Source organism: Pseudomonas sp. R1-18 (assembly GCF_051132095.1).
GTDB lineage: Bacteria > Pseudomonadota > Gammaproteobacteria > Pseudomonadales > Pseudomonadaceae > Aquipseudomonas.
Map to the genome: position 1 here is coordinate 1,888,196 of NZ_CP071658.1, position 22,922 is coordinate 1,911,117.

At 61.0% G+C, this 22,922-nt stretch carries 21 protein-coding genes and 2 pseudogenes; 16 read left to right on the top strand and 7 right to left on the bottom strand.

The features are described from left to right. Positions 1 to 105: 105 nt before the first annotated feature. The 4 genes from lpdA to brnQ all read left to right on the top strand — a co-directional run bounded on the left by lpdA (position 106) and on the right by brnQ (position 5,410). Positions 106 to 1,542 (top strand): dihydrolipoyl dehydrogenase, encoded by a 1,437-nt coding sequence (gene lpdA, locus J3P77_RS08690; RefSeq protein ID WP_434681117.1) that lies wholly within the window; start codon positions 106 to 108, stop codon positions 1,540 to 1,542. A 209-nt stretch (positions 1,543 to 1,751) separates the two neighbouring features. Beyond that, on the top strand, positions 1,752 to 2,918 hold the full coding sequence (gene sucC, locus J3P77_RS08695; RefSeq protein WP_434681119.1) for an ADP-forming succinate--CoA ligase subunit beta: 1,167 nt from the start codon (positions 1,752 to 1,754) through the stop codon (positions 2,916 to 2,918). After that, positions 2,918 to 3,799, top strand: coding sequence for a succinate--CoA ligase subunit alpha (sucD, locus tag J3P77_RS08700; protein ID WP_434681121.1), 882 nt, complete (start codon positions 2,918 to 2,920; stop codon positions 3,797 to 3,799). The genes sucC and sucD overlap by 1 nt, the downstream gene beginning before the upstream one ends. Positions 3,800 to 4,096: 297 nt before the next feature. Then, positions 4,097 to 5,410 (top strand): branched-chain amino acid transport system II carrier protein, encoded by a 1,314-nt coding sequence (brnQ, locus tag J3P77_RS08705; RefSeq protein ID WP_434681123.1) that lies wholly within the window; start codon positions 4,097 to 4,099, stop codon positions 5,408 to 5,410. 113 nt (positions 5,411 to 5,523) lie between these two features. Here the strand turns inward: brnQ and J3P77_RS08710 are convergent, their stop codons facing one another. Beyond that, entirely contained in the window at positions 5,524 to 5,793 is a 270-nt protein-coding gene (locus tag J3P77_RS08710) for a hypothetical protein (protein ID WP_434681125.1), read from the bottom strand. Positions 5,794 to 6,157: 364 nt separating this feature from the next. Here J3P77_RS08710 and htpG point away from each other — a divergent pair, with 364 nt between their 5' ends. Further along, positions 6,158 to 8,062 carry a molecular chaperone HtpG gene (gene htpG / locus J3P77_RS08715; RefSeq protein ID WP_434681127.1) on the top strand — a complete coding sequence of 635 codons (1,905 nt, stop codon included), beginning with the start codon at positions 6,158 to 6,160 and terminating at the stop codon, positions 8,060 to 8,062. Positions 8,063 to 8,143: 81 nt separating this feature from the next. Beyond that, positions 8,144 to 8,869 carry a dienelactone hydrolase family protein gene (locus J3P77_RS08720; RefSeq protein ID WP_434681129.1) on the top strand — a complete coding sequence of 242 codons (726 nt, stop codon included), beginning with the start codon at positions 8,144 to 8,146 and terminating at the stop codon, positions 8,867 to 8,869. Between the two features lie 203 nt (positions 8,870 to 9,072). Here J3P77_RS08720 and J3P77_RS08725 read toward each other — a convergent pair whose 3' ends face one another. The 5 genes and pseudogenes from J3P77_RS08725 to J3P77_RS08745 all read right to left on the bottom strand — a co-directional run. Beyond that, positions 9,073 to 9,924, bottom strand: coding sequence for a pirin family protein (locus tag J3P77_RS08725; RefSeq protein ID WP_434681131.1), 852 nt, complete (start codon positions 9,922 to 9,924; stop codon positions 9,073 to 9,075). A 188-nt stretch (positions 9,925 to 10,112) separates the two neighbouring features. Beyond that, positions 10,113 to 11,333 carry a beta-ketoacyl-ACP synthase I gene (gene fabB, locus J3P77_RS08730; RefSeq protein ID WP_434681133.1) on the bottom strand — a complete coding sequence of 407 codons (1,221 nt, stop codon included), beginning with the start codon at positions 11,331 to 11,333 and terminating at the stop codon, positions 10,113 to 10,115. Positions 11,334 to 11,343: 10 nt separating this feature from the next. Next, positions 11,344 to 11,859 carry a 3-hydroxyacyl-[acyl-carrier-protein] dehydratase FabA gene (fabA, locus tag J3P77_RS08735; protein WP_125830753.1) on the bottom strand — a complete coding sequence of 172 codons (516 nt, stop codon included), beginning with the start codon at positions 11,857 to 11,859 and terminating at the stop codon, positions 11,344 to 11,346. 220 nt (positions 11,860 to 12,079) lie between these two features. Beyond that, positions 12,080 to 12,463 (bottom strand): annotated as a pseudogene (locus tag J3P77_RS08740) (response regulator); the annotation flags it as partial. 74 nt (positions 12,464 to 12,537) lie between these two features. Next, positions 12,538 to 14,005 (bottom strand): annotated as a pseudogene (locus J3P77_RS08745) (ATP-binding protein); the annotation flags it as partial. Between the two features lie 304 nt (positions 14,006 to 14,309). On the opposite strand from J3P77_RS08745, the gene J3P77_RS08750 reads away from it, so the two are divergent. The 8 genes from J3P77_RS08750 to J3P77_RS08785 all read left to right on the top strand — a co-directional run bounded on the left by J3P77_RS08750 (position 14,310) and on the right by J3P77_RS08785 (position 20,536). Next, positions 14,310 to 15,335, top strand: coding sequence for an NAD(P)H-dependent glycerol-3-phosphate dehydrogenase (locus J3P77_RS08750; protein ID WP_434681136.1), 1,026 nt, complete (start codon positions 14,310 to 14,312; stop codon positions 15,333 to 15,335). A 79-nt stretch (positions 15,336 to 15,414) separates the two neighbouring features. Next, positions 15,415 to 15,705 (top strand): DUF4389 domain-containing protein, encoded by a 291-nt coding sequence (locus tag J3P77_RS08755; protein ID WP_434681929.1) that lies wholly within the window; start codon positions 15,415 to 15,417, stop codon positions 15,703 to 15,705. Further along, positions 15,702 to 16,157: a phosphohistidine phosphatase SixA gene (gene sixA / locus J3P77_RS08760; RefSeq protein ID WP_434681138.1), complete on the top strand. Its 456-nt coding sequence runs from the start codon at positions 15,702 to 15,704 to the stop codon at positions 16,155 to 16,157. The genes J3P77_RS08755 and sixA overlap by 4 nt, the downstream gene beginning before the upstream one ends. A 59-nt stretch (positions 16,158 to 16,216) precedes the next feature. Further along, positions 16,217 to 16,660, top strand: a complete 444-nt coding sequence (locus J3P77_RS08765) for a hotdog fold thioesterase (protein ID WP_434681140.1) — start codon at positions 16,217 to 16,219, stop codon at positions 16,658 to 16,660. A gap of 117 nt (positions 16,661 to 16,777) precedes the next feature. After that, positions 16,778 to 17,587, top strand: a complete 810-nt coding sequence (locus J3P77_RS08770; RefSeq protein ID WP_434681930.1) for an alpha/beta fold hydrolase — start codon at positions 16,778 to 16,780, stop codon at positions 17,585 to 17,587. Further along, positions 17,584 to 18,438 (top strand): alpha/beta fold hydrolase, encoded by an 855-nt coding sequence (locus J3P77_RS08775; RefSeq protein ID WP_434681142.1) that lies wholly within the window; start codon positions 17,584 to 17,586, stop codon positions 18,436 to 18,438. Before J3P77_RS08770 ends, J3P77_RS08775 begins: the two co-directional genes overlap by 4 nt. Positions 18,439 to 18,577: 139 nt before the next feature. Beyond that, a complete protein-coding gene (locus J3P77_RS08780; protein ID WP_434681143.1) occupies positions 18,578 to 19,396 on the top strand; it encodes a DUF4892 domain-containing protein in 819 nt (272 codons plus the stop codon). A 90-nt stretch (positions 19,397 to 19,486) separates the two neighbouring features. Beyond that, positions 19,487 to 20,536, top strand: coding sequence for an AI-2E family transporter (locus J3P77_RS08785; RefSeq protein ID WP_434681146.1), 1,050 nt, complete (start codon positions 19,487 to 19,489; stop codon positions 20,534 to 20,536). Positions 20,537 to 20,623: 87 nt separating this feature from the next. Here the strand turns inward: J3P77_RS08785 and J3P77_RS08790 are convergent, their stop codons facing one another. Beyond that, a complete protein-coding gene (locus J3P77_RS08790) occupies positions 20,624 to 20,890 on the bottom strand; it encodes a response regulator transcription factor (RefSeq protein ID WP_434681147.1) in 267 nt (88 codons plus the stop codon). Positions 20,891 to 21,105: 215 nt separating this feature from the next. Between J3P77_RS08790 and kdpF the strand changes: the two genes are divergently transcribed. Together kdpF and kdpA are read left to right on the top strand one after the other, a co-directional pair. Beyond that, positions 21,106 to 21,195 (top strand): K(+)-transporting ATPase subunit F, encoded by a 90-nt coding sequence (gene kdpF, locus J3P77_RS08795; protein ID WP_434681149.1) that lies wholly within the window; start codon positions 21,106 to 21,108, stop codon positions 21,193 to 21,195. A gap of 8 nt (positions 21,196 to 21,203) precedes the next feature. Further along, complete coding sequence (gene kdpA / locus J3P77_RS08800; protein ID WP_434681150.1) at positions 21,204 to 22,922, top strand: potassium-transporting ATPase subunit KdpA; 1,719 nt, start codon at positions 21,204 to 21,206, stop codon at positions 22,920 to 22,922.

Sequence of the window (22,922 nt, forward strand, 5' to 3'; positions counted from 1 at the left end):
CTGTAGGTAGCATCTAATGAAAGGGTTGCAGGTCGATTGTGTGGAAAACCGCCAATCGGCTTGCAGCTTGCAGCTTGAAGCTCGCAGCTAAAAGGAATCTTTTTTATGTCCCAGAAATTCGACGTGGTAGTGATTGGCGCAGGCCCTGGCGGTTATGTGGCCGCTATCAAGGCTGCGCAACTTGGTCTCAAGACTGCCTGCATCGAGAAATATCAGGACAAGGAGGGCAAGCTGGCCCTGGGCGGTACCTGCCTGAACGTCGGTTGCATTCCTTCCAAGGCTTTGCTTGACAGCTCCTGGAAATTCTACGAAGCCAAGAACGGCTTCGGCGTCCACGGCATCTCGACTTCCGAAGTGTCCATCGACGTACCGGCCATGGTCGGTCGCAAGTCCACCATCGTCAAAGGCCTGACCGGCGGCGTTGCCAGCCTGTTCAAGGCTAACGGCGTGACCACTCTGCAAGGCCACGGCAAGCTGCTGGCCGGCAAAAAGGTCGAGCTGACCGCCGTCGACGGCACCGTTGAAATCATCGAAGCCGACCACGTGATCCTGGCCTCCGGTTCGCGTCCGATCGACATTCCACCGGCTCCGGTCGATCAGAACGTCATCGTCGACTCCACCGGCGCGCTGGAATTCCAGAAGGTTCCACAGCGTCTGGGCGTCATCGGCGCGGGCGTTATCGGTCTGGAACTGGGTTCGGTATGGGCTCGTCTGGGTGCACAGGTCACCGTTCTGGAAGCACTGGAAAAGTTCCTGCCAGCCGCCGACGAAGCGGTTTCCAAGGAAGCCCTGAAAACCTTCACCAAGCAAGGCCTGGACATCAAGCTGGGCGCGCGCGTGACCGGCTCCAAGGTGAATGGTGAAGAAGTCGTGGTGACCTACACCGACTCCGCCGGCGAGCAGACCATCACCTTCGATCGCCTGATCGTGGCCGTGGGCCGTCGTCCGGTAACCACCGACCTGCTGGCAGCTGACAGCGGCGTGGATCTGGATGAGCGCGGCTTCATCTACGTCGACGACTACTGCACCACCAGCGTTCCGGGCGTTTACGCGATCGGCGACGTGGTTCGTGGCCTGATGCTGGCGCACAAGGCCTCGGAAGAGGGCATCATGGTCGTCGAGCGCATCAAGGGCCACAAAGCCCAGATGAACTACAACCTGATTCCTTCGGTTATCTACACCCACCCGGAAATCGCATGGGTTGGCAAAACCGAGCAGACGCTCAAGAGCGAAGGTGTTGAAGTCAATGTCGGTACCTTCCCGTTCGCAGCCAGTGGCCGTGCCATGGCAGCCAACGACACCGGTGGTTTCGTCAAGGTCATCGCCGATGCCAAGACCGACCGCGTACTGGGTGTTCACGTTATTGGTCCAAGCGCTGCCGAACTTGTTCAGCAGGGCGCGATCGCAATGGAGTTCGGTACGAGTGCGGAAGACATCGGCATGATGGTCTTCTCTCACCCGACGCTGTCCGAAGCGCTGCACGAAGCGGCACTGGCAGTGAATGGCGGCGCCATCCACATCCAGAACCGCAAGAAACGCTAAGTCGATAAGAAAAACCACGGCGGGGTGCCCGTCGTGAGCCTTGCGAGCAAGACTCACCGCGGAAAGTCCGCCGGACTCGAGCTCTCGCAAGACCCCTGCAAAGGCTTCGGCCTGCCCGGGGGTCCGGCGAGGGTAGCGGTCACAGGTGGTGCGGCACGCTCGACGTGCAGCACCGAATGCGCAGCACCTAAACGAAGACGGTAATAAGCATGAATCTTCACGAGTATCAGGGTAAGCAGCTGTTCGCTGAGTACGGCCTGCCAGTATCCAAAGGCTACGCTGTAGACACTCCGGAAGCGGCAGCAGAAGCTTGCGACAAGATTGGCGGAACCGAGTGGGTTGTAAAAGCCCAGGTTCACGCAGGTGGTCGTGGCAAAGCGGGCGGCGTGAAGCTGGTTCGCAACAAGGAAGACGCAGCGGCTTTCGCTCAGCAGTGGTTGGGCAAGCGTCTGGTGACTTACCAGACTGATGCCAATGGTCAGCCGGTCACCAAGATCCTGGTCGAGTCGTGCACCGACATCGCCAAAGAGCTGTACCTGGGCGCAGTAGTCGACCGCTCCAGCCGTCGTATCGTGTTCATGGCTTCCACCGAAGGTGGCGTGGACATCGAGAAAATCGCTCACGACACTCCTGAGAAGATTCTCAAGGCTACTATCGATCCACTGGTTGGCGCGCAGCCGTTCCAGGGTCGCGAGCTGGCTTTCCAGCTGGGCCTCAAAGGCGACCAGATCAAGCAGTTCACCAACATCTTCGTTGGCCTGGCCAAGCTGTTCCAGGACTACGACCTGGCTCTGCTGGAAGTGAACCCGCTGGTCATCAAGGCCGACGGCAACCTGCACTGCCTGGACGCCAAGATCAACATCGACAGCAACGCTGTCTACCGTCAGCCAAAGCTGAAGGCATTCCACGATCCTTCGCAGGACGATCCGCGCGAAGCTCACGCTGCCAAGTTCGAACTGAACTATGTAGCGCTGGAAGGCAACATCGGCTGCATGGTCAACGGTGCTGGCCTGGCCATGGGTACCATGGACATCGTCAACCTGCACGGCGGCAAGCCAGCCAACTTCCTTGACGTTGGCGGCGGTGCTACCAAAGAACGCGTGACCGAAGCGTTCAAGATCATTCTGTCCGACAGCAACGTCGCAGCAGTTCTGGTCAACATCTTCGGCGGCATCGTTCGTTGCGACATGATTGCCGAAGGCATCATCGGCGCCGTGAAGGAAGTAGGCGTCAAAATCCCGGTGGTTGTTCGTCTCGAAGGCAACAACGCTGAACTGGGCGCTAAAGTACTGGCAGAAAGCGGTTTGAACATCATCGCGGCTACCAGCCTGACCGACGCTGCTCAACAAGTTGTCAAAGCTGCGGAGGGCAAGTAATGAGCGTTCTGATCAATAAAGACACCAAGGTTATCTGCCAGGGTTTCACAGGTTCCCAGGGTACTTTCCACTCCGAACAAGCCATCGCCTACGGCACCAAGATGGTTGGCGGCGTAACTCCGGGCAAAGGTGGCACCACTCACCTGAACCTGCCAGTGTTCAACACTGTGAAGGAAGCTGTGGAAGCCACCGGCGCCGACGCTTCGGTCATCTACGTACCGGCTCCGTTCTGCAAGGACTCCATCCTTGAAGCGGCACTGGGCGGCATCAAGCTGATCGTCTGCATCACCGAAGGCATCCCGACCATCGACATGCTGGAAGCCAAGGTCAAGTGCGACGAGCTGGGTGTTACCCTGATCGGCCCTAACTGCCCAGGCGTGATCACTCCGGGCGAGTGCAAGATCGGCATCATGCCAGGTCACATCCACTTGCCAGGCAAGGTCGGTATCGTGTCGCGTTCCGGCACCCTGACCTACGAAGCGGTCAAGCAGACCACTGACGCCGGTTTCGGTCAGTCCACCTGCGTCGGTATCGGCGGTGACCCGATCCCGGGCTCCAACTTCATCGACATCCTGAAGCTGTTCCAGGAAGACCCGAAGACCGAAGCGATCGTCATGATCGGCGAGATCGGCGGTTCGGCTGAAGAAGAAGCAGCTGCCTACATCAAGGCAAACGTGACCAAGCCGGTTGTTTCCTACATCGCTGGTGTGACTGCTCCTCCGGGCAAGCGCATGGGCCATGCTGGCGCAATCATCTCCGGCGGCAAGGGCACTGCGGACGAGAAGTTCGCTGCACTGCAAGACGCAGGCGTGAAAACCGTGCGTTCGCTGGCAGACATCGGCAAGGCCTTGGCCGAGCTGACCGGTTGGCCGATGAAGTAAGCATCGCTTACTGATCGAGCAACCAGCAAAGGCCACCTTCGGGTGGCCTTTGTCGTTTCCAGACGGCCGCTCCTACAAAGGCGGGTATGCGATCTTGAGGTGCGCGTCGTCGCGCCGTCGCCCCTTGCTAGTGCGTTTTACCGCGCTTTTGGGTAGGCTAGCGACCCTTTGGCGCCGTCCGAAGCCCACAAGGTTTCGTAGCGCCCGCTGCCGGCCCTATGAAGGCAGGCGGATTTTTCCCTAACTCCCGGGAACACCTTCCTTCTTTAAATTCTGATTTGGTAGTGGTTTTCCTAGATGAAAGTGTTGAAAGGCCAGGACATCCTGGCGCTTGGTTTCATGACGTTCGCTCTGTTTGTCGGCGCTGGTAACATCATTTTCCCGCCCATGGTCGGCCTCGAAGCCGGGCCGAATGTCTGGGTCGCCGCTCTGGGCTTCCTGGTCACCGCGGTAGGTTTGCCGGTTATCACCGTCGTTGCGCTCGCCAAGGTAGGCGGCGCGATGGACAACCTGAGCAGCCCTATCGGCAAGATTGCCGGCGGCATCCTGGCAGCGGTGTGCTATCTGGCGGTCGGTCCATTGTTCGCCACGCCGCGCACAGCGACCGTTTCGTTCGAAGTGGGTCTGGCGCCGCTGACAGGTGAAAGCCCGATGGCGCTGTTCCTGTACAGCCTCGTGTACTTCCTGGTGGTGTTCTGGGTTTCGCTCTATCCCGGGCGCCTGCTGGATACAGTCGGCCGCTTCCTCGCGCCGCTGAAAATCATCGCGCTCGCCATACTTGGCATCGCGGCGTTCGTGCTGCCGGTGGGTGACGTCGGTCCGGCCAAGCCAGCTTACGTTGCGGCACCGTTTTCCCAGGGTTTCATCAATGGTTATCTGACCATGGATACCCTCGGCGCACTGGTGTTCGGCATCGTCATCGTCAACGCGATCCGTTCACGCGGCGTCGAGTCGCCGAAGCTGATAACGCGCTACGCAATCATCGCGGGCCTGATCGCCGGTGTCGGCCTGGCGCTGGTCTATGTCAGCCTGTTCCGTCTCGGTTCGGATAGCCATGCGGTCGCGGCCGACGCGCAGAACGGCGCCGCCGTATTGCACGCCTACGTTCAGCACACCTTCGGTGCGATGGGCAGCGGCTTTCTGGCCGTGCTGATTTCGCTGGCGTGTCTGGTGACCGCCGTGGGCCTGACCTGTGCCTGCGCCGAGTACTTCAGTCGGGTGGTTCCGCTGTCTTATAAGACGCTGGTGATCATCCTCGCCGTGTTCTCGCTGCTGATATCAAATCTGGGGCTGACCAAGCTGATCCAGTTTTCGATTCCGGTGCTCACGGCTATATACCCGCCGTGCATCGTCCTGGTCGGGCTGAGCTTCTGCAAGGAATTGTGGAACAGCCAGTCGCGGGTGGTGGCGCCGGTGATGCTGGTCGCACTGGTGTTCGGCTTGATCGATGCTCTCAAGGGGACAGGGTTCGCCGTGCACCTTCCTGCGATGCTGATTGACTTGCCGTTGAGCGAGCAGGGCCTCGCCTGGCTGGTGCCGGCTGTTGCCACGCTGGTGGTGGCGGTGCTGGTCGACCGGTTGATGGGCGAGCGTGAAGAGGCTCTGGTATAAATTCTTCCCACCTGCCGTGTATCGACAAGTTGACGCTGTTTATTAGCGTTGACTGAAACTAATAAAGCCCGCTCGAAGCGGGCTTTATTATGTGTCTGCAGACCAGTGGTGTTTTACTTGGTCTGAGTACCTTCAGCCGCAGGTGCAGGCGCCTGATTAGTGCTTTCGGTCGCGCGCTGTTGCGCAGCTTCTGCATTCTTCTGCGCGGCTTCCTGACTTTCCTTCGCCGCGTCGTTCACTTTCTCCTGAGCCTTTTCCATCGACTCCTGGGATTGCTGCGCCGCTTTGTTCGCATCTTGTTGAGTGTCTTCGGATTTCTTGTCGCAGGCCGCGAGGCCCAGCGTGGCAGAAAGCATCAAGGCATAGGCTAAAGATTTACGCATGGGGTACTTCTCCTTATTGGGTAGCTACGAGGCTAAGAGCCCTGTTGTGCAACTTAAGTTCCAGGGTCGCAAGATTATGTTGTTGTTTGCGTCCGCGGAACTTTTGCGTTTTGTAATCAGAAACCGGACCCGCCGTTGCCCTTATATAAGCATCGATATAAGTGCGTCAGGCATATGCATTCAAACCGCCGGGGCAGGGTGGCGGTGGTCCGTGCGTCAGCGTGCAGACCGACGAACGTCACCATTCGGTTCTTCGTGCCCTTGAAATTCTCTACCCAGCCCCCAACTTGATGACTACCCGCCGCCACACGGGCAAAGGCCTCGCCGTGGCGGCTTATGCCATCCAGATCGGAGTTTGATGACCATGAGTGTGGAAACTCAAAAGGAAACCCTGGGCTTCCAGACCGAGGTAAAGCAGCTGCTGCACCTCATGATCCATTCGCTGTATTCCAACAAGGAAATTTTCCTTCGTGAATTGATCTCGAACGCGTCCGACGCGGTCGACAAACTGCGTTTCGAAGCCTTGTCCAAGCCGGAGCTGCTGGAAGGCGGCGCCGAGCTGAAAATCCGTGTGAGCTTCGACAAGGACGCCAAGACCGTCACTCTCGAAGACAACGGCATCGGCATGAGCCGTGAAGATGTGATTACCCATCTGGGTACCATCGCCAAATCCGGCACCGCTGATTTCATGAAAAACCTGTCGGGTGATCAGAAGAAGGATTCGCACCTGATCGGCCAGTTCGGCGTGGGCTTCTACTCTGCCTTCATCGTTGCCGAACAGGTCGAAGTATTCAGCCGTCGCGCCGGGTTGCCGTCCAGCGAAGGCGTGCACTGGTCGTCCAAGGGCGAAGGCGAGTTCGAAGTCGCTACCCTGGACAAGGCCGAGCGCGGCACCCGCATCGTCCTGCACCTGAAAAACGGTGAGGAAGAATTCGCCGACGGTTACCGCCTGCGCAACATCATCAAGAAGTATTCCGACCACATCGCCCTGCCGATCGAGCTGCCTAAAGAACAGGCGCCCGCTGAAGGTGAAGAAGCCCAGGCTGCCGAGTGGGAAACGGTCAACCGCGCGAGCGCGCTCTGGACCCGTTCGCGCACCGACGTGAAGGACGAGGAATACCAGGAGTTCTACAAGCATGTTGCCCATGACTTCGAGAACCCGCTGAGCTGGAGCCACAACAAGGTTGAAGGCAAGCTCGAATACACCTCGCTGCTGTACGTACCGGCCCGCGCACCGTTCGACCTGTATCAGCGCGAAGCGCCGCGTGGTCTGAAGCTGTACGTCCAGCGCGTGTTCGTCATGGATCAGGCCGAGTCGTTCCTGCCGCTGTACATGCGTTTCATCAAGGGCGTGGTCGACTCCAACGACCTGTCGCTGAACGTATCCCGTGAAATCCTGCAGAAAGATCCGATCATCGACTCGATGAAGTCGGCGCTGACCAAGCGCGTCCTGGACATGCTGGAGAAACTCGCCAAGAACGAACCGGAGCAGTACAAGGGCTTCTGGAAGAACTTTGGTCAGGTGCTCAAGGAAGGTCCGGCCGAAGACTTCGCCAACAAGGAAAAGATCGCCGGTCTGCTGCGCTTCGCATCGACCTCCGATGACAGTGGCGAGCAGAGCGTGTCTCTGGCCGACTACCTGGCTCGCGCCAAGGAAGGTCAGGACAAGATCTATTACCTCACCGGCGAGTCTTACGCTCAGGTCAAGAACAGCCCGCACCTGGAAGTGTTCCGCAAGAAAGGCATCGAAGTGCTGCTGCTGACCGACCGTATCGACGAGTGGCTGATGAGCTACCTGAGCGATTTCGACGGCAAGGGCTTCGTCGATGTGGCGCGTGGTGATCTGGATCTGGGCAAACTGGATTCCGAAGAAGACAAGAAGGCTCAGGAAGAAATCGCCAAGGACAAGGAAGGCCTGATTGAACGCCTGAAAACCGCCTTGGGCGAGTCCGTCAGCGAAGTGCGGGTTTCCCATCGCCTGACCGATTCTCCAGCGATTCTGGCGATTGGCGAACAGGACCTGGGTCTGCAAATGCGTCAGATCCTGGAAGCCAGCGGCCAGAAGGTGCCGGATTCCAAGCCGATCTTCGAATTCAACCCGGCTCACCCGCTGATCGGCAAGCTGGATGCGGAGCAGAACGAAGAGCGCTTCGGCGATCTGTCCCACATCCTGTTCGATCAGGCGGCACTGGCCGCTGGCGACAGCCTCAAGGACCCGGCCGCTTATGTCCGTCGTCTGAACAAGCTGTTGGTCGAACTGTCGGTTTGATGACCGTTTGACAGAAAACCCGCTTCGGCGGGTTTTCTGATTTCAAGATTTCCCTTTTCCTTTCCGAGTCAGGAGTCAGCGATGAGCACCATTACTGTCCGCCCCGTGGTCTACCAGATCGATGGCCAACCTTTTGAAAGCCGCCTGGTGTACGACGCCGACGCGCCGGCCCCGCGCCCCGGCCTGCTGATGGCCCCTAACTGGATGGGCGTCAGTCAGGGCGCCGAGAAAATTGCAAAGGCAGTCGCCGAGCAAGGCTACGTTGTGTTGCTGGCTGACCTGTACGGCCAGACCTTGCGTCCAGGCAACAATGACGAGGCAGGCGCGGCGATGATGCCGCTGAAAAACGACCGTGCGCTGTTGCGCAAGCGCATGCAGGCAGGCCTGGATCAGTTGTTGAGTCAGGCAGGTGTGTCACTGGACGAGACGCGGATTGCGACCTTTGGTTTCTGTTTTGGCGGTTGCTGTGCGCTTGAGTTGGCGCGTACCGGTGCCGAGCTGAAAGCGGCCATCTCGTTCCATGGCACGCTGGATACGCCGAACCCGGCCGACGCAAACAATATCAAGGGCTCGGTGCTGGTCCTGCACGGCGCGTCAGACCCATTGGTGCCAAAGGAGCAGCTCCCGGCCTTCGAGGAAGAAATGAATGCCGCAGGCGTGGACTGGCAGCTGCACAGCTACGGTGGTGCATTCCACTCGTTCACCGATCCGCACGCCAACGTGCCGGGCATGATGATGTACGACGCCAAGGTGGCCAAGCGCGCCTTCAAGTCGATGCATGATCTGCTGAGCGAAGTGTTCGCATAAGCATGAGTTTCAGCGCAACGCGCAAGCTGTGGCATACCAGCCTGTAGCAGCGCGCTTGCCCGCGACCGCGACCGATGCGACGCGCTGTGTCAGGCGCACTGGATAAAGACGTTCGCGGGCAAGCGCGCTCCTACGGGTCCTTTGTCCAGTGCCGTCGCTGTTGCGGAGTATCAGGCAGGGCGCCAGATCCATGTGCAGGAGCCTCAAGGCAATTCGATCCGTCCCGTCTCGCCTGGCACTACCGGCCAGTCTTGCGCTGCCCAACGGCGTCGGGCTTCTTTGATCAGCCCGATGTCGCTCGCCACAAAATTCCAGTTCATCCTTCGCGGCCCGTCCAGGGCCGCACCGCCAATCAGAACGGCGTGGCAGTCGCTCTCGGCGCACAGGTTCACAGCTTGCCCGGGCTCCAGCACGATGAGGCTGCGTGGCTCGACGGGCTCGCCATCCACCGACGCATCGCCATCCAGCACGTACAGCGCACGCTCCTGATGTTCGGTCGGGATCAGCAGCGTCGTGGCGGTTTGCAGGTGCAGTTCGGCGTATAGCGTCGGTGACAGCACTGGCACCGGGGATATCAGGTCAAAACCGTGTCCGGCGATCATGCGAATGGCGATGCCCATAGAGTCGCGGACGGGAAGGGTGGCCGCTGGATGATGGCTGTAGTGTCCATCGCCTTGTTCGTGTTCGACCGGGGAAGCAAGCCACACCTGCAAGCCGTGGAATCGCGAGCCGCTGGCCAGTAACTCGGGGGGCGTGCGTTCTACATGGGCAATCGCCCGCCCGGCGGTCATCCAGCTCACGTCGCCGGGCCGGACGCGTTGATCGCTGCCCAGGCTGTCCTTGTGCTGCAGTTGCCCTTCGAACAGATAGGTGAGCGTCGACAGCCCAATATGGGGATGCTGGCGAACATCCATGCCGCTGCCGGACGGGAAAACGGTTTCCAGCATGTGATCGAAAAATACGAACGGGCCGACGCTGCGGCACCGCGCGGAAGGTAGCGGACGCAGAATGGGCTGTCCTTCCACATCCTCGACGCGGGGCTTGATGGTGAGCATTGCGTTGTTCTCCCTAAATGCGCCGACTTCTCGCTCGCGGCGGATCAGTTTGTAGCGGCGCGCTTGCCCGCGACATATACGACGCGCCGTATCAGGCAAACCGCGTAGGCTGTTCGCCGACACGCGCCCTTCTGCAGGCACAAAAAAGGCGCCTCGAAAGGCGCCTTCTCAGTAACTGCGGATCTGAATTACTGACCCTGCCAGCGCTTCAGTACCAGAGTGGCGTTGGTGCCACCGAAGCCGAAGCTGTTGCTCATGACCTGGTCGATCTTGGCCTCTTCACGCGTTTCGAGCAGGATCGGCATATCTCCAACCACCGGATCGAGTTCGTCGATGTTGGCGGAGCCGGCGATGAAGTTGTTTTCCATCATCAGCAAGCAGTAGATCGCTTCGTGAACGCCTGCGGCGCCCAGCGAGTGACCCGACAGGCTCTTGGTCGAACTGATGGCCGGTGCGTTGTCGCCGAACACTGCGCGCACGCCTTCCATCTCCTTGGCGTCGCCGACCGGAGTCGAGGTGCCGTGGGTGTTGAGGTAGTCGATCGGGCCTTCAACGGTGGACAGCGCCATCTGCATGCAGCGGATTGCGCCTTCGCCGCTTGGAGCCACCATGTCATAGCCGTCGGAGGTCGCGCCGTAGCCGACGATTTCCGCGTAGATCTTGGCACCGCGGGCAAGAGCGTGTTCCAGCTCTTCGACCACGACCATGCCGCCGCCGCCGGCGATGACGAAACCGTCACGCTTGGCGTCGTAAGCACGGGAGGCCTTCTCCGGCGTTTCGTTGTACTGGGTGGACAGCGCGCCCATGGCGTCGAACAGGAACGACTGGCTCCAGTGCTCTTCTTCACCGCCACCAGCAAAGACGATGTCCTGCTTGCCCAGCTGGATCTGCTCGACGGCGTTGCCGATGCAGTGTGCGCTGGTGGCGCAGGCGGAGGAGATGGAGTAGTTCACGCCCTTGATCTTGAACGGCGTCGCCAGGCAGGCCGATACGGTGCTGCCCATGGTGCGGGTCACACGGTATGGACCGACACGCTTGACGCCTTTTTCGCGCAAGGTGTCCAGAGCTTCCATCTGGTTCAGGGTCGAAGCGCCGCCGCTGCCGGCGATCAGGCCGGTACGCACGTTGGAAACCTGCTCTTCGGTCAGGCCCGAATCGGCGATGGCGTCTTTCATGGCCAGGTAAGCGTACGCAGCTGCGTGGCCGACGAAGCGGAAGATCTTGCGGTCGATCAGTTCTTCGAGGTTGAGGTCGATGGAGCCGGAAACCTGGCTGCGAAGACCCATTTCGGCATATTCCGGGTTGAAGCGGATGCCAGGGCGGTTAGCACGCAGGTTAGCGGTGACGGTGTCTTTGTCATTGCCCAAGCAGGAAACAATACCCAGACCAGTGATAACGACGCGGCGCATGCGAGTACCCTTAGAAATTTTCAGTGGAAGTGAACAGGCCGACACGCAGTCCCTCGGCACTGTAGATTTCGCGACCATCGACGCTCACGGTGCCTTCGGCGATTGCCAGGACCAGTTTGCCGCGCATGGTGCGCTTGATTTGAATGTTATAGGTGACTTTCTTGGCGGTCGGCAGAACCTGGCCGAAAAACTTCACTTCACCTGAACCCAGGGCGCGACCGCGGCCGGGATTGCCCTGCCAGCCCAGATAAAAGCCTACCAGTTGCCACATGGCATCAAGGCCCAGGCAGCCAGGCATTACCGGGTCGCCTTCGAAGTGACAAGCGAAAAACCACAGGTCCGGATTGATATCCAGTTCGGCGACCAATTCACCCTTGCCGTACTTGCCGCCTTCTTCGCTGATGTAGGTGATGCGATCAACCATCAGCATGTTAGGGGCGGGCAATTGCGCGTTACCAGGGCCAAACAGCTCGCCACGACTGCAGCGCAGCAGGTCTTCCCGGGTAAAGGCGTGTTGTTTGGTCATGCGAGCTCCTCAATGATCTTGTGCGGCTGGTTGGGGCGCCACTGGCCCAAACGCCAGTCCTGGCGGAGTGATACGCCAGGACATATCTGGCAGCCTAGTCATAGACTGTTGCGTTGTAGTGAAAGTCACAGCGCGAGGGAAAATGAATGTACACCTGTGCACTGAATTGTGTCATCCGAGCGACCGCACTGGTCGATCTGTCGGTAAAGATTGCCGCAATTTAGCATTTATCGCCAGTCACGGGTGTCCGAAACGACAACCAGCGCTGTAAAACCTGCTGCAAATCAGCATGTTTGAAGGGCTTAGCGAGGTAGTCGTCCATCCCCGCCTGTAAACAGGCGTCACGGTCGCCCTGCAATGCATTGGCGGTCAAGGCGACGATCGGTACCTCTTGAAGGCCGGGGAGCTGCCTGATCTGACGAGTGGCCTGATAACCGTCCATGACCGGCAGTCGGCAATCCATCAGGATCAGCGAATGACTGCCCAGCTGGGCCATGCTCACCGCTTGTTCGCCATTGACTGCCACTTCCACCTCGCAGCCCAGACTGTGCAGCATGGCCTGAACCACGGTGCGGTTCACGGCGTTGTCTTCGACCAGCAGCACCTTGAAAGGACGGTCGCGGTTCAGCAGATCGGCCCCCGAATGGCGCATCTCCGCGTTTGCTGGCGCGGCGAGAAGAAGCGGGATCCGCAAGGTGAACACCGAACCCGCGCCTACGTCGCTTTGTGCTTGCAGGCTTCCGCCCATGCGTTCGGCCAGCGTACGAGCGATGGGCAATCCCAGACCGGTCCCGCCGTAACGCCGGGAAATGGAGCTGTCTGCCTGCCTGAAGGCATCGAACATCGATTCAAGCCGGTCGGCGTGAATGCCGATCCCCGTGTCGCGCACCGTGCAGGTGAACCGCACCGTGTCGGCGCCGTCCATGAGCCAGTTGGCCGAGACGCGCACGCTGCCGACTTCGGTGAACTTCAGTGCGTTGCCGATCAGATTGACCAGAATCTGGCGGATGCGCGTCGGGTCGCCGAGCACCTTGAGAGCGTCCAGGCCCGGTTGCAATTCCAGTTCCAGATGCAATTTGCGCTGCAGCGCGTTGTGGCTGAACGCCTGAACAGAGGCGTTGACCAGATCGGCGAGATTGAATTCGATGCCTTCCATTTGCAGCGCGTCGCGCTCGATGCGCGAGAAGTCGAGGATGTCGTTGATGACGCGCAACAGGTGTTCGGTCGACTCAGTAGCCAACGCCGCATATTCGGCCTGCTCGTCAGTCATCCGGGTGGTTTCCATCAGCTGCAGCATGCCCAGTACACCGTTCATCGGCGTACGCAATTCATGGCTCATCATCGCCAGAAAATCGGATTTGGCGCGGTTTGCCTGCTCGGCTTCCTCCCGGGTCTGGATCAGTTGCGCCATGGAGCGTTGCTGCTCAAGGCTGGCCCTGTCGAGGTTGGCGGCCAGATTATTGATGTGCCGTGCCAGTGCTCCCAGCTCGGCATCGTCACTGACGGGCAACGGCGTGCTGTAGTCGCCCTGCTGCATGGCTTTGAGCGCTTCGCCCATGTCGCTGATCGGCTGCGCCAGGCTAAGCGCCAGACGCCGCGCGAGCAGGAAGGTAAACGTCAGGGCGCACAGCGCCAGAATGCCGGCCTTGAGCAGAATTTCCTGCTGACGGCGACTGAACGCTTCGCTGGACATGCCTACCAGCACCCGCCCCATGTAATGCTCGGCCGTGGACGTAGCAGCGTTGCCCGCACTGGCGGCGCTGCGCAGCATGCCGGCGTGTGGCGCATGGATCGGCGCCTGGAAGATTTCCATCTGACGGGAGTGGGGCTCGTCCTGCGCCGGTTGCTCTATATAGACGAGTACGTTGTTGGCGCTGTCCTGGATTTCCACGTAACGGACATTGGGCATGGACAAGGTCGCGCGCATCAGGCCGGTCAGAGCGTCCATGTCGCCCAGCACCACGCCCGGTTCCGAGGCCGGTGCCAGCTGGTTGGCGATCAGCTGGCCGGTGTGGTTGAGCTCCTGACGCAGGTCCTGGATGCGGACGAAGGTGAAGAACCCGATCAGCAGCAGCGTCAGCAGCAGGGCAGGGCCGAGGCTGATGATCTGGGTGCGGGTATGGATGTCCCAATTGCGTGGGGTCATCGGCAGCTTCCCCGACGGCGTTGACAGAAAGTTTGGTGCTGGATCATTACGTCCCTGCCCGTAGGCGGGTAATTCCGGTCATGACAGCCTCATTACCTGCAAGGCGCGCACGGTACGGATTGTTACGAATTCAGGTGGTCGGCGCATGGTAACCGAGATCGGCCGCTTTGCCAGTGAACTTGTGGCCGGTATTGCGCCATCTTTGCGGGCGCTTGAGCGATGAGTGACGTTAAGCGCTGGCCGATGCCGTGGCGCTCCGTATAATGCGGCCATCGCCAGATGATGGCTCTGGATGGATGGCTATATGACCATGCAGCAACCTGTTGCGGTTCTTGGTGGTGGCAGCTTCGGTACCGCCATTGCAAACCTGTTGGCGCAGAATGGCCGTCAGGTACGCCAGTGGATGCGCGACCCCGAACAAGCCGAGGCGATCCGCGTGCATCGCGAGAACCCTCGCTATCTCAAAGGCATCAAGGTGCGCCCGGAGGTCGAGCCGGTCACCGACCTGGCCGTGACCCTCGAAGGCAGCGAGCTGGTTTTCGTGGCCCTGCCGTCCGGCGCGTTGCGCTCCGTGCTCGCGCCGCATGTCGCGCGTCTTGAGGGCAAGATGCTGGTCAGCCTGACTAAGGGCATCGAGGCGCAAAGCTTCAAGTTGATGAGTCAGATCCTCGAAGAGATCGTTCCCGTGGCTCGCATCGGCGTGTTGTCAGGTCCGAACCTGGCCCGTGAAATCGCCGAAGATGCACTCACCGCCACGGTTGTGGCCAGCGAAGACGAAGACCTGTGTCGTCAGGTTCAGGCGGCGCTGCATGGTCGCACCTTCCGCGTATACGCCAGCACCGATCGGTTCGGCGTGGAACTTGGCGGAGCGTTGAAAAACGTCTATGCGATTATCGCCGGCATGGCGGTTGCGCTGGAAATGGGAGAGAACACCAAGAGCATGCTGATCACCCGGGCACTCGCGGAAATGACGCGATTCGCGGTCAGCCTGGGCGCCAATCCCATGACCTTTCTGGGGTTGGCCGGCGTCGGCGATCTGATCGTCACTTGCTCGTCGCCCAAGAGCCGTAACTATCAAGTGGGGCACGCGCTGGGCCAGGGCCTGACGCTGGACGAAGCAGTATCCCGCCTGGGCGAAGTGGCCGAAGGCGTGAACACGCTCAAGGTGCTCAAGGTCAAGGCTCAGGAAATGCAGGTCTACATGCCGCTGGTCGCGGGGCTGCATGCAATTCTTTTCGAAGGCCGTACGCTCAATCAGGTCATCGAAGCGCTGATGCGCGCCGAACCCAAGACGGACGTCGACTTTATATCGACCACCGGTTTCAACTGAATTCAAACGTGACAGGGAGAAGGCTTTGAACGAGTCGAGGCTGCAGAAAAACGAATCGATCCTGCTGCGCATCCTGTGGATGCTGGTGTTTCTGGTGGTCTGGCAAGTGGCGGAACTGGTGCTTGCCGGCGTCGTGCTGATCCAGCTGGTGTACCGCCTGGTATACGGCGCGCCGAGCCGGAGCCTGATGGACCTGGGCGACAGTCTCAGCCAGTTTCTGGCGCAGATCGGGCGCTTCGGCACCTTTCACAGCGATCAGAAACCCTGGCCGTTCGCCGATTGGCCGACTCCGCGCGCGCCGGAAGGCGAGAGCGCGCATTTCGTCGAGCCCGCGCCGCACCCGGTTCGCGACGAAGAGCCGCGTCTATGAAAGTCTGGATTCTGCGCCATGGTGAAGCCGAGCCCAGGGCGGCCAGCGATGCGGCGCGTGAGCTGACCACCCGTGGACGCGATCAGGTAATCGAAAGCGCTCGCCAGCTGTTGGGCAAACCATTGCAGCGGATCATCGCCAGTCCGTACGTGCGTGCCCAACAGACCGCTGAACAAGCGCGGCAAGTGCTGGACCGGGCTGAAGCAGTGGTCACCGTGCCGTGGCTGACGCCTGACAGCGATCCGCGTCGGGTGCTCTCCGAGCTCGATACCTTGAACCTCGACGAGGTGCTTCTGGTCAGTCACCAGCCTCTGGTCGGTGCGCTGATCGGCTTGCTGGTCAATGGCAGTTACCAGCATGCCGAGCCCATGAGCACCGCCAGCCTGGCCGAACTGGAAGGCGAGCATGTGCTGGCCGGCGGCATGCGGTTACTGGGCGTACATCACGTTTGATCGACCTGCACTGACAACAGCGGATTTTTGCAGACCACTTTCACGAAAAAGGAATGGATATGACAGTGTGGCGCGCTACCCCGGATATCGAAGCACTGAACGCAGCGGGCAAGAACACCATCGGCGAGGCGCTGGACATTCGCTTCGAGTCTTTCACCGAGGATTCGCTGACCGCCAGCATGGTAGTCGACCAGCGCACCCATCAGCCGTTCGGTTTGCTGCACGGTGGTGCTTCGGTGGTGCTGGCGGAGACGCTGGGGTCGATGGCCAGTTATCTGGTGGCCGATCCGGCCAAGTACTTCTGTGTCGGGCTGGAAGTCAACGCCAACCATCTGCGCGGGGTCAAAGCCGGACGCGTTACCGGCGTTGTACGCCCTGTGCATCTGGGGCGCACCACCCACGTCTGGGACATTCGCATCCATAACGATGAAGGCAAGCCCGCCTGCATCTCCCGGTTGACCGTCGCGGTCGTACCGCATGGCGAGCAACCACCCGCGCGCTGAGGCGTTGAAGCTGATGGCCCGTGGCCGGAGTGCCGCCCTCGATGGCGCTTCCGGTCATTGCCCGAAGTGCTGCCGCTACGCACAATCATGACTCGTCAGACCCCTGAGTGTGTCGGCATGCCGCAACCCATCTTCTTTGCTCACGCCAATGGTTTTCCTTCGGCCACCTACGGCAAGCTGTTCGCCGCGCTGGCCCCCGAATACGCAGTGGCGCATCTGGAGCAGCACGCCCATGATCCGCGATTTCCGGTCAACGACAACTGGCTGAATCTGGTGGATGAGCTGATCCATCACTTGCGAGACCAGACTGGTCCGGTCTGGGGCGTGGGGCATTCTCTGGGCGGGCTGCTGCATTTTCATGCCGCGCTGCGCTGCCCTGAGTTGTACCGGGGCGTGGTCATGCTCGACTCGCCGGTTCTGGGTCTGGCGGATCAGCTGTTCATTCGCGCGGCCAAGCGCTGGGGGTTCATCGACCGGATCACCCCGGCAGGACGCACACTGGGGCGGCGCGAAGCGTTCAGTGACCTTGAGGCTGCACGCATTTATTTCGCCAGCAAGACGCTGTTTCGACGCTTCGACCCCGATTGCTTCGAGGCGTACCTGCAACATGGCCTGCTGGCCGACGGCGAGCAGCTTCGCCTGCGCTTCGATCCCGCCACCGAAATCAGCATCTACCGCAGCGTGCCGCACACCAGCCCGTTGCCGACCCGCCACTTGAAAGTACCGCTGGCGATGGTTCGCGGGCGTCACAGCCGCGTGGTGATGCCGCATCACGGCTATCTGGTTCGACGCCTGCGTGACGGCGAGTACCTGTCGATGCCTGGCGGGCACATGTTTCCTCTTGAGCGCCCGCATGACACCGCGCATCTGCTCAAGTCACTGTTCACTCGCTGGGAAGCCCGGCGCACGGCCCGAGCCCATTCATGACCCACGCTGTTGAAGAAATCCGCCTGAACCTGGGACATATCGAGCTGGCGGCGCACTTGTTCGGGCCGCCGGACGGCACGCCCGTCATCGCACTACATGGCTGGCTGGACAACGCCAACAGTTTTGCGATGCTCGCGCCGCGCCTCGAAGGGCTGCGCATCGTTGCCCTGGATCTGGCCGGTCATGGTCACTCCGATCATAGACCGGCCGGAGCGGGCTATACGCTGGCCGATTACGTGTTCGACGTACTGCAGGTCGCCGAACAATTGGGCTGGGAGCGTTTCGCCTTGCTTGGTCACTCGCTGGGCGCGATTGTCGCGGTCATCCTCGCCGGTTCGCTGCCCGAACGGGTCACGCACCTGGCGCTGATCGACGGACTGGTGCCGCTTACCGCGCAGGCCGAATCGGCCGCCGAGCGGATGGGCATGGCGTTGAAGGCGCAGCAAGCGCTGTCGGGCAAGAACAAACCGGTTTATCAGGATCAGGACCGTGCCATCCAGGCGCGGATGAAGGGCGCGCTCGCGGTCAGTCGTGAAGCGGCCGAGCTGCTCGCTCAACGCGCTCTGATGCCAGTGCCTGGCGGTTACACCTGGCGCAGCGACAGCCGGTTGACGCTCCCGTCGGCGGTTCGCTTTACCCCGGAACAGGCCATGGCGTTCGTCGAGCGGATTGCATGCCCGACTCGACTGATCGTGGCGCGGAACGGCCTGCTGATCCGAAACCGCGAGCTGCTGGAGCAACTGCCCTTCGAGGTCCAGACCCTTCCCGGCGGCCATCACCTGCACCTGGACGACGTTACGGGGGCCGCCGCTGTCGCAGACTGTTTCAATCGCTTCTTCGCTGCGTCTTGACTTGCAGCCGGCAACTGCCGACGCTGGGCGGGTTGAAACAGGAGTCAATCACGATGGACCTTTGCGCTACCTTACCTCGTCGCTTCCCTGGCGGCTCCGCCCGCTTCCTTTGCCTGCACCTTTTTCTGTGAGAGCACCCATGCGTTCAACCTGTGCTCCGCTGCTGACTTTCTGCCTGTCGCTGGTCAGTATCTGCGCCGTTGCGGCTGACGCGCCGGGCAGCGCGGATCTCGACATCCTGCCGCGGGTCGCCGACTCGCAGATCGTCGACTATCGACCGGCCGCCGAGGTGGAGCGCATTTATCCGATGAGCTCTATCCGCAAGATCAGCAACCAGTTGCGCTATGACGGTCAGGCTGGCGCTCGCGGTAACCTGACCTCCATTACCTATCAGCTGCCCGCCGAACACAGTTCAGACGACGCCTTCACCGTGGCACGCGAAGCGCTGCAAAAGCAGGGCGCCGAGTTGCTGTTCTGGTGTCAGGCGCGGGATTGCGGCGAAAGCAGCCTGTGGGCCAACGAAGTTTTCGGCAACGCGCGGCTGTATGGCGCGGACGACCGACAGGCTTATCTGCTGCTGCGCCTGGCGGAACCGAAAAGCGAAACGCTGGTTGCCCTGTACGCCATCACGCGTGGCAACCGCCGCGCTTACCTGCATGTCGAGCAGTTTGAAGCCGCCGTGCCGCTGGGCGAGCTGCTGCCAACTTCCGCTACCTTGCTACGCCAGCTCAAGAGCACCGGTCGACTCGATCTGCCCCGGCTCGGCGGCGAACCGCAGGAACAGTGGGTGACACTGCTCTCGCGGGGCCTGAATCTGGACAGCACCCTGCGCGCCACGGTCTCCGGTGTCAGCGCCCAGGCCTGGCGCGATGCGTTGATCGCCAAAGGCGTGCGCGCGGCGCGCCTTGAAGCAGGCGGCAAAGACGTCAAAGGGCTGGTGCTTGAATTGATTCGCTAGGGCTGTCCGGCGCTGGCTCGAACGAACGCTGACGTCACGTGCGTTCGCCGTTATGCTTTGTCCTTCCGATTCCTGCGCAGTGAGTGACTCATGTTCAACAATGATCGACTGCTGGTGCAGATCCTGCTCCTGGCGCTGTTCGGGGCTTGCCTGTGGGTCATGGCGCCATTCTGGTCGGCGCTGGTCTGGGGCGCGGTGCTCGCCTTTGCCAGCTGGCCGCTGATGCGGCTGCTGACGCGCTGGTTCAAAGGCCGCGAATCCCTAGCGGCACTGGCGATGAGCCTGGGCTGGCTGGTGCTGGTCGCCGCGCCTCTGGTCTGGCTGGGTTTCAACCTCGCGGATCATGTGCGTGACGCCACCGGCTTCATCAAGGATGTGCAGGTCGACGGCCTGCCCGATCCACCGGCCTGGCTGGCAGGTCTTCCGTTGGTCGGCGAGCGACTGGTCGGTATCTGGAACACCATCGACCAGCAGGGCGCGGCGTTCATGACCACCGTCCGGCCCTATCTGGGCGAGGTCGGTAACTGGCTGCTGGCGCGCAGCGCGCAGATCGGCGGCGGCATCCTGGAACTGACGCTGAGCATCGTGTTCGCCTTCTTCTTCTATCGCGACGGCCCGCGCCTGGCGGCGTTTGTGCTCAGCCTGCTGGAGCGCCTGATCGGCGACCGCGCGCAGTACTATCTCGATCTGGTGGCCGGAACCGTGCAACGGGTGGTCAACGGCGTGATCGGTACGGCGGCCGCGCAGGCGGTGCTGGCGTTGATCGGCTTCCTGATCGCCGGCATTCCGGGCGCGCTGGTGCTGGGCATTCTGACGTTCGTGTTCAGCCTGATTCCGATGGGGCCGCCGCTGATCTGGCTGCCCGCCACGGCCTGGCTGGTCTGGCAGAGCGAATACGGCATGGCGATTTTCCTCGGCATCTGGGGCATGTTCGTCGTCAGCGGCGTGGATAACGTGCTCAAGCCTTACCTGATCAGCCGTGGCGGTAACCTGCCGCTGGTGATCGTGCTGCTGGGCGTGTTTGGCGGCCTGCTGGCGTTCGGTTTCATCGGGCTGTTCATCGGCCCGACCCTGCTGGCGGTGGCCTACAGCCTGCTCACCGACTGGGTCGGCAGCGAGCGGGTGCGTACGCAGCGGTAGGGGACACCTCGCGGGGCTCGAACGGCTTGGCAAGTTAGTCGTCGGCACTCATCCCGACACAAAGCCACCGTGTCGAGTCGCTGCGGTTCATTCGAGCAGAATGAGCCTTTGCTGGATCGCCTTGACCAGCGCCGCCTTCATCGAATGCACGCCGAACTTGCGACGGATATTGCCAAGGTGGAAGTTCACCGCCGCTTCCGTTCGCCCCAGAATCCGGGAAATCTCCCAGGACGATTTTCCCAACGCGGCCCAACCCAGCACCTCATGCTCTTTGGCGGTGAGCTGGACGCCCACTGCCGTCGTTTCTCCGGCGTTGTCCGTAACGCCATCCGAGAATCGTTCCACACTATTCATCACGAGCTCCTGCTCTGTGCCAACACTGCTTCACGATACCGCCTCGCGCAGGCCTTGAAACCTGTCAAAGATGACAGTGACGGTCCCGCCAGTCCGACTGCCGCGCGGTTTTTACAGCTTCTTTACGGATGACGTCACCCGTCGATCTCGTTCCTTTACGCCTTGGCTGCGGACAATGCCTCCCACGCGGCACTCGCCGTACAAGGGGGATTTCGATGAGCGTTATGGATGGTGTTTCTCTGCTGATGGGGGCGGGGCTGTTCGTCTATCTGCTGGTGGCGCTGCTACGCGCCGACCGGAACTAGGAGCGGCCATGCACAGTTACGACTATCTGTTGATTGTGGCTTTCCTGGCACTGTTGCTGGTGCCCGCGCCCTGGCTTGGGCGCTTTTACTACCGTGTCATGGAAGGCGAGCGTACCTGGCTGAGCCCGGTGCTGGGGCCGGTCGAGCGAATCTGCTACCGGATTTCCGGCGTCGACCCGCAGGTGGAGCAATCCTGGAAGCACTACGCGCTGGCCTTGCTGGCGTTCAACCTCGCGGGCTTCGTCCTGCTGTTTCTGATTCTGCTGTTTCAGGACGCGTTGCCGCTCAACCCGCAGCAGTTGCCGGGCATGGAATGGTCTCTGGCGTTCAACACCACCATGAGCTTTGTCGGCAATACCAACTGGCAGGCCTACAGCGGCGAGGCCTCGCTGAGCTATCTGAGCCAGATGGTCGGCCTGACCGTGCAGAATTTCGTCAGCGCCGCCACCGGCCTGGCGGTACTGGTCGCGCTGTGTCGGGGCATCAGCCGGCGCTCGTCGCAGAGCCTGGGCAACTTCTGGGTCGACATGACCCGCGCTACGCTCTACGGTCTGCTGCCGATCAGCCTGGGCCTTGCATTGCTGCTGGTCTGGCAAGGCGTGCCGCAGAACTTCGCGCATTATGTCGATGCGCTGACGCTGCAAGGCGCCGATCAAGGCGTGTCTCAGACCTTGCCAATGGGGCCCGCCGCCAGCCAGATCGCGATCAAGCAACTGGGCACCAATGGCGGCGGTTTCTTCGGCGTCAACTCGGCGCATCCGTTTGAAAACCCCACGGCCTGGAGCAACCTGCTGGAGCTGGTGTCGATCCTGCTGATTCCGGCGGCGCTGGTGTTCACCTTCGGTCATTACGTCAAGGACATGCGCCAGAGCCGGGCGATTCTGGGCTGCATGCTGGCGTTGCTGCTGATTGGCGGCGGCCTGTCGTTGTGGGCCGAGCATCAGCCCAACCCGGCGCTGAACCTTGTCGGCGTGGAGCAGACCGCGCCGCTGGAAGGCAAGGAAACCCGCTTCGGTACTACCGGCACCGTGCTCTGGTCGGTTGCGACGACCGCAGCGTCCAACGGCTCGGTCAACGGCATGCACGACAGCCTCAATCCGCTGACCGGCATGGTCGCGCTGGTCAACATGATGCTGGGCGAGGTGGTGTTCGGCGGGGTTGGTGTCGGCCTTAACGGCCTGCTGCTCAACGTACTGATTGCGGTATTCCTCGCCGGACTCATGATTGGCCGCACGCCGGAGTACTTGGGCAAAAAGCTGCAGGCACGCGAAGTGCAATTGCTGGTGGCGACGCTGCTGGTGATGCCGGTCGGGGTGCTGGTGCTGGGTGCGATTGCCGCCAGTCTGCCGGGCCCGGCGGGCGCGGTCAGCAACCCCGGACCGCACGGTTTCTCCCAGCTGCTTTATGCCTACACCTCTGCCACTGCCAACAACGGCTCCGCGTTCGGCGGCTTTGGTGCGAACACCATATTCCACAACCTGCTGCTGGGCCTTGCGATCTTCATCGGCCGCTTCGGCTACATCCTGCCGGTGCTGGCGTTGGCGGGCAGTCTGGCCATCAAGAAAGCCGCGCCGCAGGGTGCGATTTCCGACCAGCACAGTTTTCCAACCCATGGCCCGTTGTTCGTCACGCTGCTGACCATGACCATTTTACTGGTGGGCGGCCTGACCTTCCTGCCGGCCCTGGCCCTTGGGCCGATCGCCGAACACCTGAGCCTGGGCTTCTGA